We start from the raw sequence: 13773 nt of genomic DNA, 5'->3' as shown, positions 1-13773 counted from the left end.
TATTAAAACTCCTTTATTAAATTTAATGCATCCTCTGTACTTCTGCATACACCTGCAATAGCACCATATGAAAGCATTTTGTTTATAAAATTTTTCTGTTCTTTTGATGTTTTTCCCTTATAAGTTTTTACTTCTATAAATACTGCTCTGCCATCAGACTTGCGAAAACCAAACAAGTCTGGAAAGCCTTTTGGTAGTCCTGTATCAAAGTATCTGCCATCTTTAGTAAAGCCTTTGCCAACATTCCCTCTAAAGATTACACAATCATTTGACAAGACAATACGGATATTATTCTGTATAATATGTTCTTCTGTCATACTAACAAACCTCTATTTCTTGCTTGATAAAAGGCCCAACCTTTTTTATAGCCATGTTCTTTTGCATAGGTAAGTAAATCTTGATAAGAATGACAATCTTCCGGTGAAGTAAAATCAAGTTTGAAACCCTCAACCTTAATTAAATGTGCTTCGGTGTCAACCTCAACTTCTCTTTCAGCTTTAGGAAAAACATATCCACAATGAGGGCATACAGGGGTAGTACCCGGTGGTGGACTTTCAAAGGTAAAGAAACATTCAGGACAAGATTTTATCTTTTTGCTTTGTTCTTCTTCTGCTTTCTTAACACTCTTATGCTTTTTCTTTTCTAAGGTCCAAACTCTGTCATCATCAGGCATACCATGTCTTGCATAGTTGCCTACATGGTCAATGATTATTGCTTTCTTACCTTCCCTATATCTCATACAACGCATTGACTGTTGTATATACAAAGTAAGACTGTGGGTAGGTCTTAGCAGTATGGTACATTCACAATCAGGAACATCAAAGCCTTCACTGATAAGGTCCACATTACAAAGAATAGTAATGTCACCCTTTCTAAAGTCAGAGATAATCTTATCTCTTTCTGCCTTAGGAGTTGAACCGTCAATATGTACTGCCTTAATACCGGCATTACAAAAAGCCTTTGCAGTTGCCATACTGTGCTTTAGAGATGAACAATAGCACACTGCCTTTTTGCCATTAGCTAGACTTTTGTAATACTTAATTGCATCACCGAATACAGTATTCTTTATCATTGCTTTTTCAATATCGGCAGTAACATATTCACCCATCTTTGTATGCAGTCCTGTTAAATCTGCAATACAAGGTGCATAGTAATCATAAGGTGCAAGACACTTATGATTTATCAACCATTTTGTGCTTACACCTACAATTAACTTATCATTAACATCACCTAAGCCATCACCGTTCAGCCTTACCGGTGTTGCAGTAACACCTACCCTAGGTACATTGGGAAAGTAGTCATAAATTCTTTTATATGATGAGGCTGTACTGTGGTGGTTTTCATCTGTAATAATCAGTGCCGGTTTAGGTAGTTTCTTTAACCTTCTTGTAAAGGTTTGAACCATACCTATCTGACACAAATCCATAAGAACACCCCACCGTACGAATGTACGAAAGATTTGGTCAACTAGTTCTTTTCTATGTACCAGGAACAAAACTCTCTTGCCATTCCAGGTGGTTCGTCTTGCAATTTCTGCAACTATGCAAGACTTGCCACCACCACAACCTAAAACAATACAAGGGGCTTTGTAACCATCTTTCCAAGCAGTATGGAGTTCATTAACTAACTGTTCTTGGTATGGTCTTAGTTTCATTGCTTAGCCTCTTTTTCTTCTTTTCTCTTTTTAATCAGCTTTGCAACACAAGACATACACATCTGCTTTTTGTAGTTCTTCTTTGTACCCTCAATAATCTGCTGTACTGTTCTTTTACCATCAGACACAATAGGTTTTTTGCACACTTCACAAAGCTTTTCTTCTGTCATATAGTAATAGTTTCTAAGTGCCTCATCTACTATCTTTAAATCATTAGAAATCAACATAGTATCAAATAACCCCATAGGACTTTTACAAGTATCATTACCATCTGTTTGAGTAGCAAAATAATACTTACCATCCACTACGGCAGTCTTTAATACAGTTGTGAACATACCCTCAACAGTAATCTTTTCATCAAGAAGTTTTCCTATTGTTTTGGCTTTTTGCCTACCGTTATCATCCACATCAATATGACTTAAGAAATAAACAATAGTATCACTTGGTAATGATTCAGTCATCTTTACAAGTTCCCAAAAATTCTTGCCTATTTCCGTAAACTTATCATAACCTTTCTCTGTAGATCTACGCATAAACTCATTGGCCATAAGGTACTGAGTATCATCAATGGCTATAGACTTTGCCTTTGTACTCTTAATAAAGCTTTCAATAGTTTTGTAATCATCTGATGAAATAACTGACTTAAAGTTATTTCTAAATGGTAGTGGTTTACCATTTACATTTACAAGTGCCAGTTCGTCAGGAGCAAAGTTTCTAAGTGATGCTGACTTACCACTACCTGAAAAACCTAAAATTAAAACCGGTAATCCCATAATATCCTCCTTATTTAATAGTTAGTGACTCTTTACTTTCCATATGTACATACGGAATATTCATATTATCCTTACAAGCTTTCTTCACTTCCGACTTCTTAATCTTAGGCAGTTGATAATTAAGAAAACTGTCCATATCATTTTCTTCTGCCCAATTAATCAATTCAAGTTCATCATCAACTACAAGTGAAGGTGCATTGTTACGAATTGAGATAACTGCCTTAGGCATATCAATCTTTTTTCTGCCTATTGCTTTCATCTGATTAAGTAGATAAGTCTTTAGACTTTCAATCTGTCTATCCTTAGTGTCTCTGCGTTTCTTAAGTGCAGTTTCCTCATTCTTAAGAATGTCTGACTGAGCCTTTAGTGACTTGATAAAGGCAGCAATGTTCTCTGCTTTCATTTCAAATTCACCCTCAATACCTTCTAGGGTATCAAACCAACCGTTAAGCATTTGCACCTTGTATGCAGTAGGGTTTTCAATTACATTGCCCTCACTGTCAATAGGTTGTCCATCTGCGTCTGTGTCCGGTGACCAGTTATTAATTTCTTCAAACATATCAAATAGATTCTGAAAATCTGTTGACAGTTCATAAAGTTTTGACATTTTACTTCCTCCTGTTTTCTAGTTTTCAATGTTCAAAATGTGCAATCGATTGCACATTTTCATTATTTACATTCTGCAAAAATGCCATCTATCTTAGCATTGATTTCACAAACTTCTCTGTGAAAAATATTCTGCATTTGTCTGTTACTTCCATTCATAAGAATAATTCTGTGGATATTACTTAATGCTTTCATTGCTACCAGTTTCCACACTTGAAAAGCCTCTGTACCGTCTGACTGCTTTACCCTTGACTTTGACTGAAGGTCCTTGATTTTGCTCTCATATTCTTCGGTTAAATCATCAAGTGCATCTTGCTTTTCTTTCTCAAGCATTCTTCTTACTGTCTGCTCATCTTCTCGATACTGTCTTTCAAGTTCTTCATTCCTCTTGATATTCTCTCTTTCAAGGGACTTGATTGTTTCTTGAAGTCTTCTTTCATTGTCTGATGTTTCGGCAACTGCAACTTCTATTGGTCGGCTTTCCAGGTCATCAATCTTCTTTTGCAACCACTCCTTATCGGCAGTAGCAACCGATAGCTTTTTCCTTGCTGAAAACAAGTCTTTCTCTAATTTAGAGTTGTTCTCTGTTACTTCGTCAGCTACCCTTTTAAGGTCATTGTTCTTTCGTTCAAGACTTTCTTTCTCTGCAAGTTTTTCAGCCTTTAAAGTCTCTATTTCTTCCTTTAGCTTTCGTACTGAAATGCTTTCCAGGTCAACTTTTTCGGCTATTTCAGCCTGTTGTGATTGGCTTACAGAGGCAAGTAATGATAGTTTAGTTACTCCTAAATGTAAACTCGAGTTTACATTTTCAGTATTTACATTTTCTACAATAGAAATATACTTATGAGCTTGCATTCTTGAAAAACCCACTTCATTCTCACAGTAGTCCTCAAAGTTAGAATAATCTAACTCTTTATACAGTTTGTTATCTCTCATTAACTTAAGAGAAGTACACATATCCCATAAGTTCTGCTGAGCCAGATTAGCAGAAATAATAATCTTCTGATGAAGTTCAACAGCCCTTTTATGTTGTTCAGATAAAGTAATCTGTTCCAATTTTTCAATTCCTCCTTGACTTTTCACTTTAGATAATCTAAAATGAAATTAGTTTACTTTAATATGTTCCGTCATAGGAACACCTTTCAGGTCACTAGGGAATTGCAGTTCTCTAGTGGCTTTTATTTTTGCCATTAATTATATAATGATAAAAAAGATTTAATATAACCAGTCCACCCCCTAAAAGGTCACACATATATTAAGAACTGCAGCTGCAATCCAATATGTTGCCATTCTGATGTCTTTGTTGATGCCATAGACTATTGCAGCACCTACATCAAGTGCTATTAATAGCAACGGAAAAATGTACTTTGTGTTCATACTTCTTTGCCCTCAACAATGTGTTCAACTTCTTCCGGTTTTGTGCCTAGTGCCTCTTCAAAACACTTTGTCTGATAATCGTCTTTAGTTATACAGAGGTTTTCCCTACTGTATGCAACTTTGAAGTCTGCTAAAATATCAGACAATATGCGTGGCATAATGTACACAAAACCAAAGTAGAGAAACGGAAGAAGTAAGAAACCACCATGCTTTGACATCAGATTGATATGTAGCACTAAGGAAACAATGATTGTAACCACTATTGATACTGCCAATCCTACTGCTTTAATCTTTTCTTTCATTGTCCTTTTCCTCCAACTTTCTTAGCAGTCTTACTATCTGATTTTGGTTTTCCCTAATCATTTCTAGCAAATGCCTTTGTTCGTTCATCACTTCATTCCAGCTATTCTGTAGCCACTTGGTATTATCTGTGTGAGCCTTATTCAGACAACCTATAACACCTAGGACTAGAAGTACAAATGCCAGTATGATAACTGCAATAGTGAAACTTCCCACTTTTTTCACTTCCTTTCTTTTGCCTAATTCAGTAGTACTGAATCAGGATGGTTATTCACATAGTCAGTCATACCCTGACTTATTCTTGAACATATGCCATTAATATAGCATTGTTCTTGTTCCTTGGTTAGATGATTGGTCTTGTTGCCGTTGTGGTCCTTTTCTGCCCACAACACCTGCTTACCACCATCATTAACCCATACCCTATACGCTAACTCTTTTGCCATTTCATCACCTCACTAAAAGTTATGTTGTGCCTTGATTGTCCTATTCTTTTAATTTCTTCACATTTTCAATAAAACTTTTCAGTATTCTTGTAATTTTCATCAAAAAGCTATAAAATGAAAGAGAAATATTTAAAAGAAAGGAAGATATTATGTCAAAAAATGATATTCCTAATATTGACCCTGTTTCTAATATTCTTAATACTGAACAAGCTAAAAATCTTACTAATCCACCTTGCAAGTCTTTTGGTACTGCTTTAGGAGACCTATGCGATTTATGTTTTGGTGGTCTTCATGAAAAAGCTGAAAAAAGTAGGCTTATCCGTAAAAAGAATCTTGAAGAATTTAAAAAGACCCTAGCCGATAGTGTTGATAATATTCCTGAAAAAAATCAAATAGAACCTAAAGAATCTATCATCTTGCCGGCACTTGATACTTCAAAGTATTACCTTGATGAAAGAGAAATCAGAAACATGTTTGAAAAATTAATTGTGAATTCAATGGATAATCGTATGGCCACTAAAGTTCATCCTTCATTTGCAGAAATTATCAAACAAATGTCACCATTAGATGCTCAAAATCTCAAACTTTTTCAAACTAAAATTCAATATCCTATTCTACAATTAAAAATTGTTGATGATAAAAATCGCAGTAAATTGATTACTTCATACCTATTTATTAGTAATCCAAACTGTGATGATATAGATTTACAAAATGTTTCAATATCATCTCTTAGTAGATTAGGTTTAATAGAAACTATATATAGTGGGCATTTATCAAATGATGATTACTATAAACCCTTTTTTGAAACACAATATTACAAATGCTTAAAAGAAGAATTTGATAAAATTAATCACTGCAAAGGAGAAAATAATAAGTTAGCATTCAATAAAGGATATGCACAAATCACTCCACTAGGAGAATCCTTTATTGATGTTTGTCTTTCTCCTTTGCCCAACGAATCAAATCCATAATATTATTTTCATAACTTGTCAAAAAGTCGTCTATTATCTTAAAGAAATGGACGGCTATTATTTTTGCAGTTATAAAACTTGCAATCAGTACAATAACTAATACAAGTAATATTATCCCGACTAGTTCCAAATTTCTCACCTACTTTCTTCAAGAATATCTATAATTTCCTGCATAGTTGCTATAGTGTCTTCTTGGGTGTCTATAGTGTCCTGCATAATGGCTATAGTATCCTTTTGCTCATTAATTGTGTCCTGCATGATAAAATTTTGTACGATCGTGCAACACACCAGCAATACCAACAATACAATTAGAATATGTGGTAGAATATTATCATCCATTCTTTCACCTACTTTCATAAGTCCCAATTATGGACAGTTGATTTACATTGTTTTATCCCAAATTTATTTGACAAAATACAAAAATATTTGTATCATTAGACTAGCCTATTGGCATAGAAAGGAGCTGGTCTTTTTGACCAAACTTTTGAATTTGCCAGTTCCCATGTTTTAGGGGTGAAACAACTGTTGAGGCGTTAAGTGTGGACCACGTAAACTCTAGAGTGGCACTCGTAAAAATGCCCACCTCAAAAAGTGTTCCTTAAAAGGTTGTTGACATATAGGCTATTAGTGCAGAACCAATACTGCCAAAGCAATAACATTTCTGATAGAAACATATTGTGTGTTGATATGTGGTGAAAACCTGCAAGAAATATTGGGTAAACAAATTTGGGCAATAGCTGGATAGAAACACACTCTATTCAGTTTTTTGTTAGGTTAAAAGTTTAGAAAACTAAACTTTTGGAGTAAAAAAATATGTGGAAATATCTTCTACCTTTAAATCTAAAATATCTACTGATTTTATAATTTCTGTTTGAGAAAAATCACTAGCGTTGTTAATTTTCGCAGATAAAGTGTTGTTTGAACAACCTAACTGTTTGGCAAAGTTAAAACAAGTTCCACACTTTTCTTTAATCCTACCTTTTAATTTACTATAATTAAATGCAGTTTCATTAGGCATTATATTCACCTCCTTAATATAATAAAAAAAGAAAGATTTGTGTATTATTAACAATATTTCTAATGTACCTACAAATTCACTTTACCCAAAAGTTGAAATATTTTGAACTAAATTTGTAATTCTACTACTACACCTTATGAATAATGCACAATCGATATATAGTATTTTATGTAGTGGTTCCTTGACTTAAATTTCTATATATAGTATAATATATCTATAATTTAAGAAAGGAGGTACACTATGGCTAATACTAAACAGACTAGTAAAAGTGTTGCATCTAAAGCATCAAAGATTTTGCGTAGCAATAGTAGTAGTAAGACTAGCAAATCTGTTGCTGGTAGTGCATTATCACAAACTAGAACCGGAAGAAAAACAAAATAATTAACCAGCTGAGCGAAGTTTTGTACTTCGCTCTTTTATTTATGGGCAAATAAATCTGTGAATGATACATCAGTAAATAATGAATAAATAGCAAATGCTTCAGATAACCAAAAATCATTTTTGCCAGTCATTTTACTACTAAATGCTCGTTCTGAAATTCCTAATTGTTCGGCAATTTGCTTTTTCTTAATACCTTTTCTAGAAAATTCTGCTTCTAAATTAGGGTAATAGGGTTCTATACTCAACTTATCTCACCTCTTGTTTAGTTTTTCTAAACTTAGTATAACCTAAGAAATTTATATTGTCAACATAAAATTTCAATTTTTCTAAACTTTTTTCAAATATTTCTTGATTTTTTCTAAACTATATTATATAATTCAATCAAAGAGGTGATATTTATGGCTGAGTTTTACAAACAACTACTAAAAGCTATGGATATAAAGGGAATTACTCAAAGCGAACTTTGTAATAAAACAAAAATCCCTAAATCTGCAATGAGCCAATATATGTCTGGTAAATTCAAACCAAAACAAACTCGCACATACTTAATTGCAAAGGCATTAAATGTAAATGAAGCTTGGTTAATGGGATTTGATAATGTACCAATGGAAAGAGACACACAAGAACCTACCACTCAAAAGGCAGACAATATTATTCCCCTACCAAAGACTAAGTTAGTCCCTCTAGTTGGTACTATTGCTTGTGGTGAACCAATTCTCGCTGATGAAAATATTGAGGATTATGTTCCTATGCCAACAGATACTAAAGGCACATTTGCTTTGCGTTGTAAAGGTGATAGTATGATTAATGCTAGAATATTTGATGGTGATATAGTTTTTGTTAGAGAACAACCTGATGTTGAAAATGGGGAAATTGCTGCCGTTCTTATCGGCAATGACGCTACTTTAAAGAAAGTATATAAATACGGTAACAGAATAGAACTTCGTCCTGAAAATCCTACCTACAAAGTTATGAATTATGAAGGTTCAGAACTTGAAAAAATCAGAATATTAGGTAAAGCAATTAGTTTTTATAGTAATATAAAATAAAACCTCAACTACCGTTTTGGTACTTGAGGATATAATAAAAGAAAAAGCACTACCTTGCTGGGAACAAGATAGTACTTATATGAAAGTAAAGAGTGGTTGTTTCACTTTCAGTATGATTATAATATATTTTGGCATATTATGTCAATACTAGGAGTGAAAAAAATGGCAACAAAAACAATTAAAAAAACCGTATATTTTTACAAAACAATTCCAGACTATTCTCTTTTTTCAAATAAGATAGATGATCCATCTATGCTTCAAAGCATGTTTAGAAAATGCTTTCCACAATTAGGAGAATATCGTTCTAAAGATATGAAAATTGGAATTGAAATTATTTCATCTGACGAAAAGCACTTATTTGGTAGATTTCTTAAAGAGGACGAACCAAAAGATGAATTTTTAAAATTAAAAGTAATAAACAATGATAACAAAGAAGATCTTAATCAAAATGTTATTTTTGAATACTTTTCTTTCTTTTACATTGATATTAACAAGTGCATCACCTCAATTATTTCAAGCATACATTCTGGAAAATTTACTAAAATGATTAATCAATTTTTGCTTCAAGAAAATTTTCACATTGGATTTATTCCTTATTCCATAACTTCTTTAGATGACGCATTAAAAAAATTTAAAAAAGTTAAAGGCATAGAATATGTATGTAATCCATCAACATCAAAAGAAACATTTAGAAGTTTGAACCAATATCAAGAAACAGAATCGGCTGAGGCTGATAAAGTGACAATATCAGTCAAATTTAAACATACAGGACCTCAATTCATCAATGACTTGAATAAGATTGAAAGTGAAAGGGGAAAATATTTAAAATACAAAATATCTGGTGAATCAGATGATGGTACAGAACAATTTTTTGATATTTTATCAAAAACATTTTACAGAAGTGCACCTATTGAAATTCAAGGTAACCCAGAAGAAAATATTAATTTTATAAAAAGAAAGTTTCAACAAGAAATTGAATTGTTGTATAAAGAAATAAATTCATGATTTCTGTTTTGTTATTAAGTGATATATATAGTACATAGAAACTAGTACTTCTAAACAACCAGCTATAAAGCAATATATTCCTATTATATTTAAAATTTCTAAATTACATATCCAAGATATAATAGGCACCATAAAAAATATAGTTCCAAACAAAATATTTTTTACGAATATTTTGTGATGTTCATGTTTTATAAACCACACTTTAAATTTACTGTCTAGAGGTAAAGAAAGATATATTGTTGCAGCTGTTAATAAAAATCCTATAAAAGTACCGGAAATGCCAGCCAAATTACTCATATTTGAACTTTGTGATATAAAAGTTTCAAATAATTTGAAGTTTGACAAGCAATCAATAATTATTATCACAACTATCGGGAACAAAACAGATAAATATATATACTTAAAAATTATTATATTTAGTAAATGTAAAATTTTGTTTTTCATATTATCACCCTATATTAATTATATTACATATGATTAATAATTACTATGCAATTCTTATTTTTATCACAGAAGGAGGAATTTTAATGTCTTTTTCTTACAACCTTAGAGCATATAGGCTAAAAAACAAACTAACTCAAGTTGAGTTAGGAAGTATGTTGCATTTAAGCAGAAGTGCAATATCAAATTACGAACAAGGGAAAATGGAACCATCCATAGATACCATTATCAACATTTCAGAGATTTTCAAGGTATCTACTGATGAACTACTAAAGAGTTAAAGGTGATAAAATGAACAATTATATTTTAATAGCTGGAGTTAATGGTACAGGCAAGTCAAGTTTAAGAGGTGTACTAGAAGGTCAGAATGTTCTTCTAGGTCACATTATAGATGCAGATGTTATTGCAAAGGAAAACAACTTTGATAACATTAAGGCAGGTAAAAAGGCAATAGAAGAAATAGACTACTGCCTAGATAACAATATTTCTTTCACACAAGAAACTACTCTTGCCGGTCATAGAACTGTACGAACCATTAAACAAGCTAGAAAACAAGGCTACTATGTTACAATGTACTATGTTGGTCTTAATTCAATGGAAGAAAGCATAAACCGTATTGCTAACAGAGTTAGAAAGGGTGGTCACAACATTCCTTCTGATGATGTTAAACGCAGATTTGACAGAAGAATTAAGTCACTTGGCTCTGTACTTCCACTTTGTGATGAAGTTATCTTTTACGATAATGAAAACGGTTTTGTAAAAGTAGCCGAAATCAAAAATAATAAATTCCAATATTCCAACGGTTATAAACCACAATGGATTGTGAGTTATAAGAACGCACTTAATTTATAATAAAAAATCGCCCTCTGGTACGGCAATACCAAAGGACGATAATCATTACACAGGGTGCAATGATACTATTTCATAGCAAGTAATATTGTATCATACCCTTGTAAATTTTTCAATATAATTTACAAGGGATTTTTGCACCCTTTTTTAGATAAGAAAGGAGCAAAATAAATGGATGATTTAAAAATCGCAGCTGCTTACATCAGAGTTAGCACAGATGATCAGACAGAGCTTTCACCGGATAGCCAAATTAAAGTTGTTAGAGAATTTGCAAAACAAAAAGGCTACTTGATACCTAAAGAATATATTTTTCGTGATGACGGTATCTCCGGTAGAAAGGCAAGTAAGCGACCTGAGTTTAACCATATGATAGCAGTTGCTAAACAAACCCCTTCCCCATTCTCTGCAATTATGGTGTGGAAGTTTAGCCGATTTGCAAGAAATCAGGAAGAGGCTATTTTCTATAAGGGTATGTTAAAAAAGCGTGGCATTGATGTTATCAGCACATCAGAGCCTATTATAGATGGTCCTTTTGGTAGTCTGATAGAGAGAATTATTGAATGGTTTGATGAATACTACTCTATTAATCTATCCACAGAAGTTAAACGAGGAATGACAGAAAAGGTCAGCAGAGGTGGTGCAGTATCTATACCGGCATTTGGATATGATATTGTTGATAAGAAGTATCAAGTCAACCCTATCAATGCTCCTATTGTTCAAAGAATTTTCATCAAGTACCTTAATGGTGTTGGATGCAGAGCAATAGCCAATGAACTGAACGACCTAGGCATTAAGACAACTAGAGGTAATAACTGGGAAAACAGAACCATTGAATACATTTTGCGTAATCCGGTTTACATAGGCAAAATTCGTTGGAACCCTAAGCGAAGAACCAGGAGAAATTATGATGATAAAGATATAATGATTGTTGATGGTATTCATCAGCCTATTATAGATACTGACATATTTGATAAGGTCCAAAAAAAGTTAGACGAAAACAAAGCAAAATACAGACCTTACATTACTGACAGACAAAATGGCAAGGATTATATGCTTAAAGGTCTTGTTAAGTGTTCTAACTGTGGTGCTACTCTTTCATTGGCTTGTAATAGTTTACAGTGTATAAAGTATGCACATGGCACTTGTAATGTATCACATTCAATTCAAGTTAATAGGCTAAACGAGGTTGTTATTAATGCTATTGATGATACTCTAAAGAGTGGTGACTTTCAGTTAAAACCTAAAGAGCAACCACATGAAGAACCACAAGAACTGAACATTGATTTTATGATAGAAAAAGAAAATACAAAGTTAAGAAGAATTAAAGAGGCCTATGAGGAAGGTGTTTATAACCTTGCTGAATTTAAGCAGAGAAAAGAGTTAATTGAAAGCAAGATACGTTCATTACAAAAGCAAAATAAACCACCAGAGCCTAAGCCAGACCACCTTTTAGCGAAGAAAAAACTAATGAGCAGAAGAAAAGAAATTATCTCTACTCTTAAAAGTAAGTCAACTCCTGAAGTGGAAAAAAACGCATTGCTATGCACTTTTATCGATAAAATCATCTTCAATCGTTCCCTCTCTTCCGTTGAGTTATTTTTCTGTTTTTGAATTATAACTTTTGGGATATGGGGGACCTGATGGTGAGCTCGGTGCATCACTTAGATATTTAAGTCAGAGGTACACAATGCCGTTCCCTGAACTTCAAGCAACACTTACCGACATAGGTACAGAAGAACTTGGTCACCTTGAAATGATAGGCACTATTGTTTATCAGCTAACTAAAGACTTAACAGAAGACCAATTAAAAGATGCTGGATTTGATGCTTATTTTGTTGACCATACAACCGGTGTTTATCCTTGTGACGCAAATGGTACACCATATACAACAGCGTCAATGCAAGTAAAAGGTGACGCAATAACCGACTTGCATGAAGATATGGCAGCAGAGCAAAAGGCTAGGTCAACATATGACAACATACTAAGATTTTGTGATGACCCGGATGTTATTGACCCGATTAGGTTCTTACGAGAAAGAGAGGTTGTACACTATCAGCGATTTGGTGAAAACTTACGAATACTAACTGACCGACTTGACTGTAAAAACTTCTATGCCTTTAACCCTGAATTTGACAAAAACTGTTTAAAGAAAAACAGAAAATGATTATATATACAAATAACCCCTCACAATTGTGAGGGGTTTTGTATTTCATAAATCTAATTGAATACTTTATTTGCTGAGATTATTCTTCTTTTAGACTTTTTATTTATTGGTTTACGGAAACCAAAATATTCAAGTACAAAACTAAAGCATACTGACAACAATGTTATTCTATTAAAGACACACAAAATAGAACTTATTATCAGTTTTACTTTAGTTTGCACATTTATTTGTTGTTTACTTGGTTAACTAAGTTTTAATTAGCGATAATTAAAATCTTAAATTATTCACCATAGTAAGCCTTTAGATACATTTCCTTAATTTCTGAGATTAATGGGTATCTTGGGTTAGCACCTGTACACTGGTCATCGAATGCATCTTCACACATACTGTCTAGTGTTTCTAGGAACTTATCTTCTTCAATGCCGTAATCCTTGATTGTCTTCTTAATGCCAACTCTTTCCTTTAGCTCGTCAATCATCTTGATTAGGTTTTCTACCTTTTCTTCATCATTCTTACCCTTTACGCCTAGGTATTCACCGAATTCAGCATATCTTCTCATTGTGTGTGGGTAAGCATACTGGCTGAATGTACCCATCTTTCTTGGACATTCTGCAGCATTAAATCTGATTACTAGGTCGATTAGTAGGGCATTTGCAATACCGTGTGGTAGGTGATGGTAAGCACCTAGCTTATGAGCCATTGAGTGACATACACCTAGGAATGCATTTGCGAATGCCATACC

General features: G+C 33.2%; 21 protein-coding genes and 1 pseudogene. 8 read left to right on the top strand and 14 right to left on the bottom strand.

The genetic code is table 11. From position 1 onward, the window contains the following. Positions 1–2 precede the first annotated feature (2 nt). From WMO18_RS03365 to WMO18_RS03325, 9 genes are all read right to left on the bottom strand, one after another. The gene (locus WMO18_RS03365) at positions 3–317 is read right to left on the bottom strand and encodes a VRR-NUC domain-containing protein (protein WP_367286333.1); all 315 of its coding nucleotides are present in this window, start codon (positions 315–317) and stop codon (positions 3–5) included. Continuing rightward, positions 314–1654 carry a DEAD/DEAH box helicase gene (locus WMO18_RS03360; RefSeq protein ID WP_367286332.1) on the bottom strand — a complete coding sequence of 447 codons (1341 nt, stop codon included), beginning with the start codon at positions 1652–1654 and terminating at the stop codon, positions 314–316. Before WMO18_RS03360 ends, WMO18_RS03365 begins: the two co-directional genes overlap by 4 nt. Continuing rightward, positions 1651–2427: a DEAD/DEAH box helicase family protein gene (locus tag WMO18_RS03355; RefSeq protein WP_367286331.1), complete on the bottom strand. Its 777-nt coding sequence runs from the start codon at positions 2425–2427 to the stop codon at positions 1651–1653. Before WMO18_RS03355 ends, WMO18_RS03360 begins: the two co-directional genes overlap by 4 nt. A 10-nt stretch (positions 2428–2437) precedes the next feature. Beyond that, a complete protein-coding gene (locus tag WMO18_RS03350) occupies positions 2438–3034 on the bottom strand; it encodes a siphovirus Gp157 family protein (RefSeq protein ID WP_367286330.1) in 597 nt (198 codons plus the stop codon). A gap of 62 nt (positions 3035–3096) precedes the next feature. Further along, a complete protein-coding gene (locus WMO18_RS03345; RefSeq protein WP_367286329.1) occupies positions 3097–4089 on the bottom strand; it encodes a hypothetical protein in 993 nt (330 codons plus the stop codon). Positions 4090–4269: 180 nt separating this feature from the next. After that, the gene (locus WMO18_RS03340; protein ID WP_287934132.1) at positions 4270–4410 is read right to left on the bottom strand and encodes a hypothetical protein; all 141 of its coding nucleotides are present in this window, start codon (positions 4408–4410) and stop codon (positions 4270–4272) included. Then, positions 4407–4712 (bottom strand): hypothetical protein, encoded by a 306-nt coding sequence (locus WMO18_RS03335; RefSeq protein ID WP_367286328.1) that lies wholly within the window; start codon positions 4710–4712, stop codon positions 4407–4409. Before WMO18_RS03335 ends, WMO18_RS03340 begins: the two co-directional genes overlap by 4 nt. Then, positions 4696–4926 carry a hypothetical protein gene (locus WMO18_RS03330; RefSeq protein ID WP_367286327.1) on the bottom strand — a complete coding sequence of 77 codons (231 nt, stop codon included), beginning with the start codon at positions 4924–4926 and terminating at the stop codon, positions 4696–4698. The genes WMO18_RS03335 and WMO18_RS03330 overlap by 17 nt, the downstream gene beginning before the upstream one ends. 23 nt (positions 4927–4949) lie before the next feature. Beyond that, positions 4950–5153: a hypothetical protein gene (locus WMO18_RS03325; RefSeq protein ID WP_367286326.1), complete on the bottom strand. Its 204-nt coding sequence runs from the start codon at positions 5151–5153 to the stop codon at positions 4950–4952. A 149-nt stretch (positions 5154–5302) separates the two neighbouring features. On the opposite strand from WMO18_RS03325, the gene WMO18_RS03320 reads away from it, so the two are divergent. Next, the gene (locus WMO18_RS03320) at positions 5303–6124 is read left to right on the top strand and encodes a DUF4393 domain-containing protein (RefSeq protein WP_367286325.1); all 822 of its coding nucleotides are present in this window, start codon (positions 5303–5305) and stop codon (positions 6122–6124) included. A 135-nt stretch (positions 6125–6259) separates the two neighbouring features. Here WMO18_RS03320 and WMO18_RS03315 read toward each other — a convergent pair whose 3' ends face one another. Further along, positions 6260–6481 carry a hypothetical protein gene (locus tag WMO18_RS03315; protein ID WP_367286324.1) on the bottom strand — a complete coding sequence of 74 codons (222 nt, stop codon included), beginning with the start codon at positions 6479–6481 and terminating at the stop codon, positions 6260–6262. A 433-nt stretch (positions 6482–6914) separates the two neighbouring features. Further along, positions 6915–7142: a DUF739 family protein gene (locus WMO18_RS03310; protein WP_367286323.1), complete on the bottom strand. Its 228-nt coding sequence runs from the start codon at positions 7140–7142 to the stop codon at positions 6915–6917. A 240-nt stretch (positions 7143–7382) separates the two neighbouring features. Between WMO18_RS03310 and WMO18_RS03305 the strand changes: the two genes are divergently transcribed. Beyond that, positions 7383–7523, top strand: coding sequence for a hypothetical protein (locus WMO18_RS03305; protein WP_367286322.1), 141 nt, complete (start codon positions 7383–7385; stop codon positions 7521–7523). A 35-nt stretch (positions 7524–7558) separates the two neighbouring features. Here WMO18_RS03305 and WMO18_RS03300 read toward each other — a convergent pair whose 3' ends face one another. Next, complete coding sequence (locus WMO18_RS03300; protein ID WP_367286321.1) at positions 7559–7768, bottom strand: hypothetical protein; 210 nt, start codon at positions 7766–7768, stop codon at positions 7559–7561. 153 nt (positions 7769–7921) lie between these two features. On the opposite strand from WMO18_RS03300, the gene WMO18_RS03295 reads away from it, so the two are divergent. Together WMO18_RS03295 and WMO18_RS03290 are read left to right on the top strand one after the other, a co-directional pair. After that, entirely contained in the window at positions 7922–8572 is a 651-nt protein-coding gene (locus tag WMO18_RS03295; RefSeq protein WP_367286320.1) for a LexA family transcriptional regulator, read from the top strand. 162 nt (positions 8573–8734) lie between these two features. Then, positions 8735–9577: a hypothetical protein gene (locus WMO18_RS03290; protein WP_367286319.1), complete on the top strand. Its 843-nt coding sequence runs from the start codon at positions 8735–8737 to the stop codon at positions 9575–9577. On the opposite strand, the gene WMO18_RS03285 is transcribed toward WMO18_RS03290, so the two are convergent. After that, positions 9572–10021: a hypothetical protein gene (locus tag WMO18_RS03285; RefSeq protein ID WP_367286318.1), complete on the bottom strand. Its 450-nt coding sequence runs from the start codon at positions 10019–10021 to the stop codon at positions 9572–9574. The two genes, WMO18_RS03290 and WMO18_RS03285, sit on opposite strands and share 6 nt — an antisense overlap. A gap of 83 nt (positions 10022–10104) precedes the next feature. Between WMO18_RS03285 and WMO18_RS03280 the strand changes: the two genes are divergently transcribed. The 4 genes from WMO18_RS03280 (at position 10105) to WMO18_RS03265 (ending at position 13031) form a co-directional block, all read left to right on the top strand. Beyond that, positions 10105–10299: a helix-turn-helix domain-containing protein gene (locus tag WMO18_RS03280; RefSeq protein ID WP_296077218.1), complete on the top strand. Its 195-nt coding sequence runs from the start codon at positions 10105–10107 to the stop codon at positions 10297–10299. A gap of 10 nt (positions 10300–10309) precedes the next feature. Then, positions 10310–10870, top strand: a complete 561-nt coding sequence (locus WMO18_RS03275) for an ATPase (RefSeq protein WP_367286317.1) — start codon at positions 10310–10312, stop codon at positions 10868–10870. Positions 10871–11038: 168 nt separating this feature from the next. Then, positions 11039–12478 carry a recombinase family protein gene (locus WMO18_RS03270; RefSeq protein WP_367286316.1) on the top strand — a complete coding sequence of 480 codons (1440 nt, stop codon included), beginning with the start codon at positions 11039–11041 and terminating at the stop codon, positions 12476–12478. Between the two features lie 10 nt (positions 12479–12488). After that, positions 12489–13031 (top strand): manganese catalase family protein, encoded by a 543-nt coding sequence (locus WMO18_RS03265; protein ID WP_211148476.1) that lies wholly within the window; start codon positions 12489–12491, stop codon positions 13029–13031. A gap of 280 nt (positions 13032–13311) precedes the next feature. On the opposite strand, the pseudogene WMO18_RS03260 reads toward WMO18_RS03265, so the two are convergent. Next, positions 13312–13773, bottom strand: a pseudogene (locus WMO18_RS03260) (iron-containing alcohol dehydrogenase); the annotation flags it as partial.

The organism is Ruminococcoides intestinihominis, assembly GCF_040096285.1.
GTDB classification, from domain to species: domain Bacteria; phylum Bacillota; class Clostridia; order Oscillospirales; family Acutalibacteraceae; genus Ruminococcoides; species Ruminococcoides intestinihominis.
The sequence above is the reverse complement of the archived record's forward strand: the minus strand, read 5'-3'. Positions and strand labels throughout refer to the sequence as shown.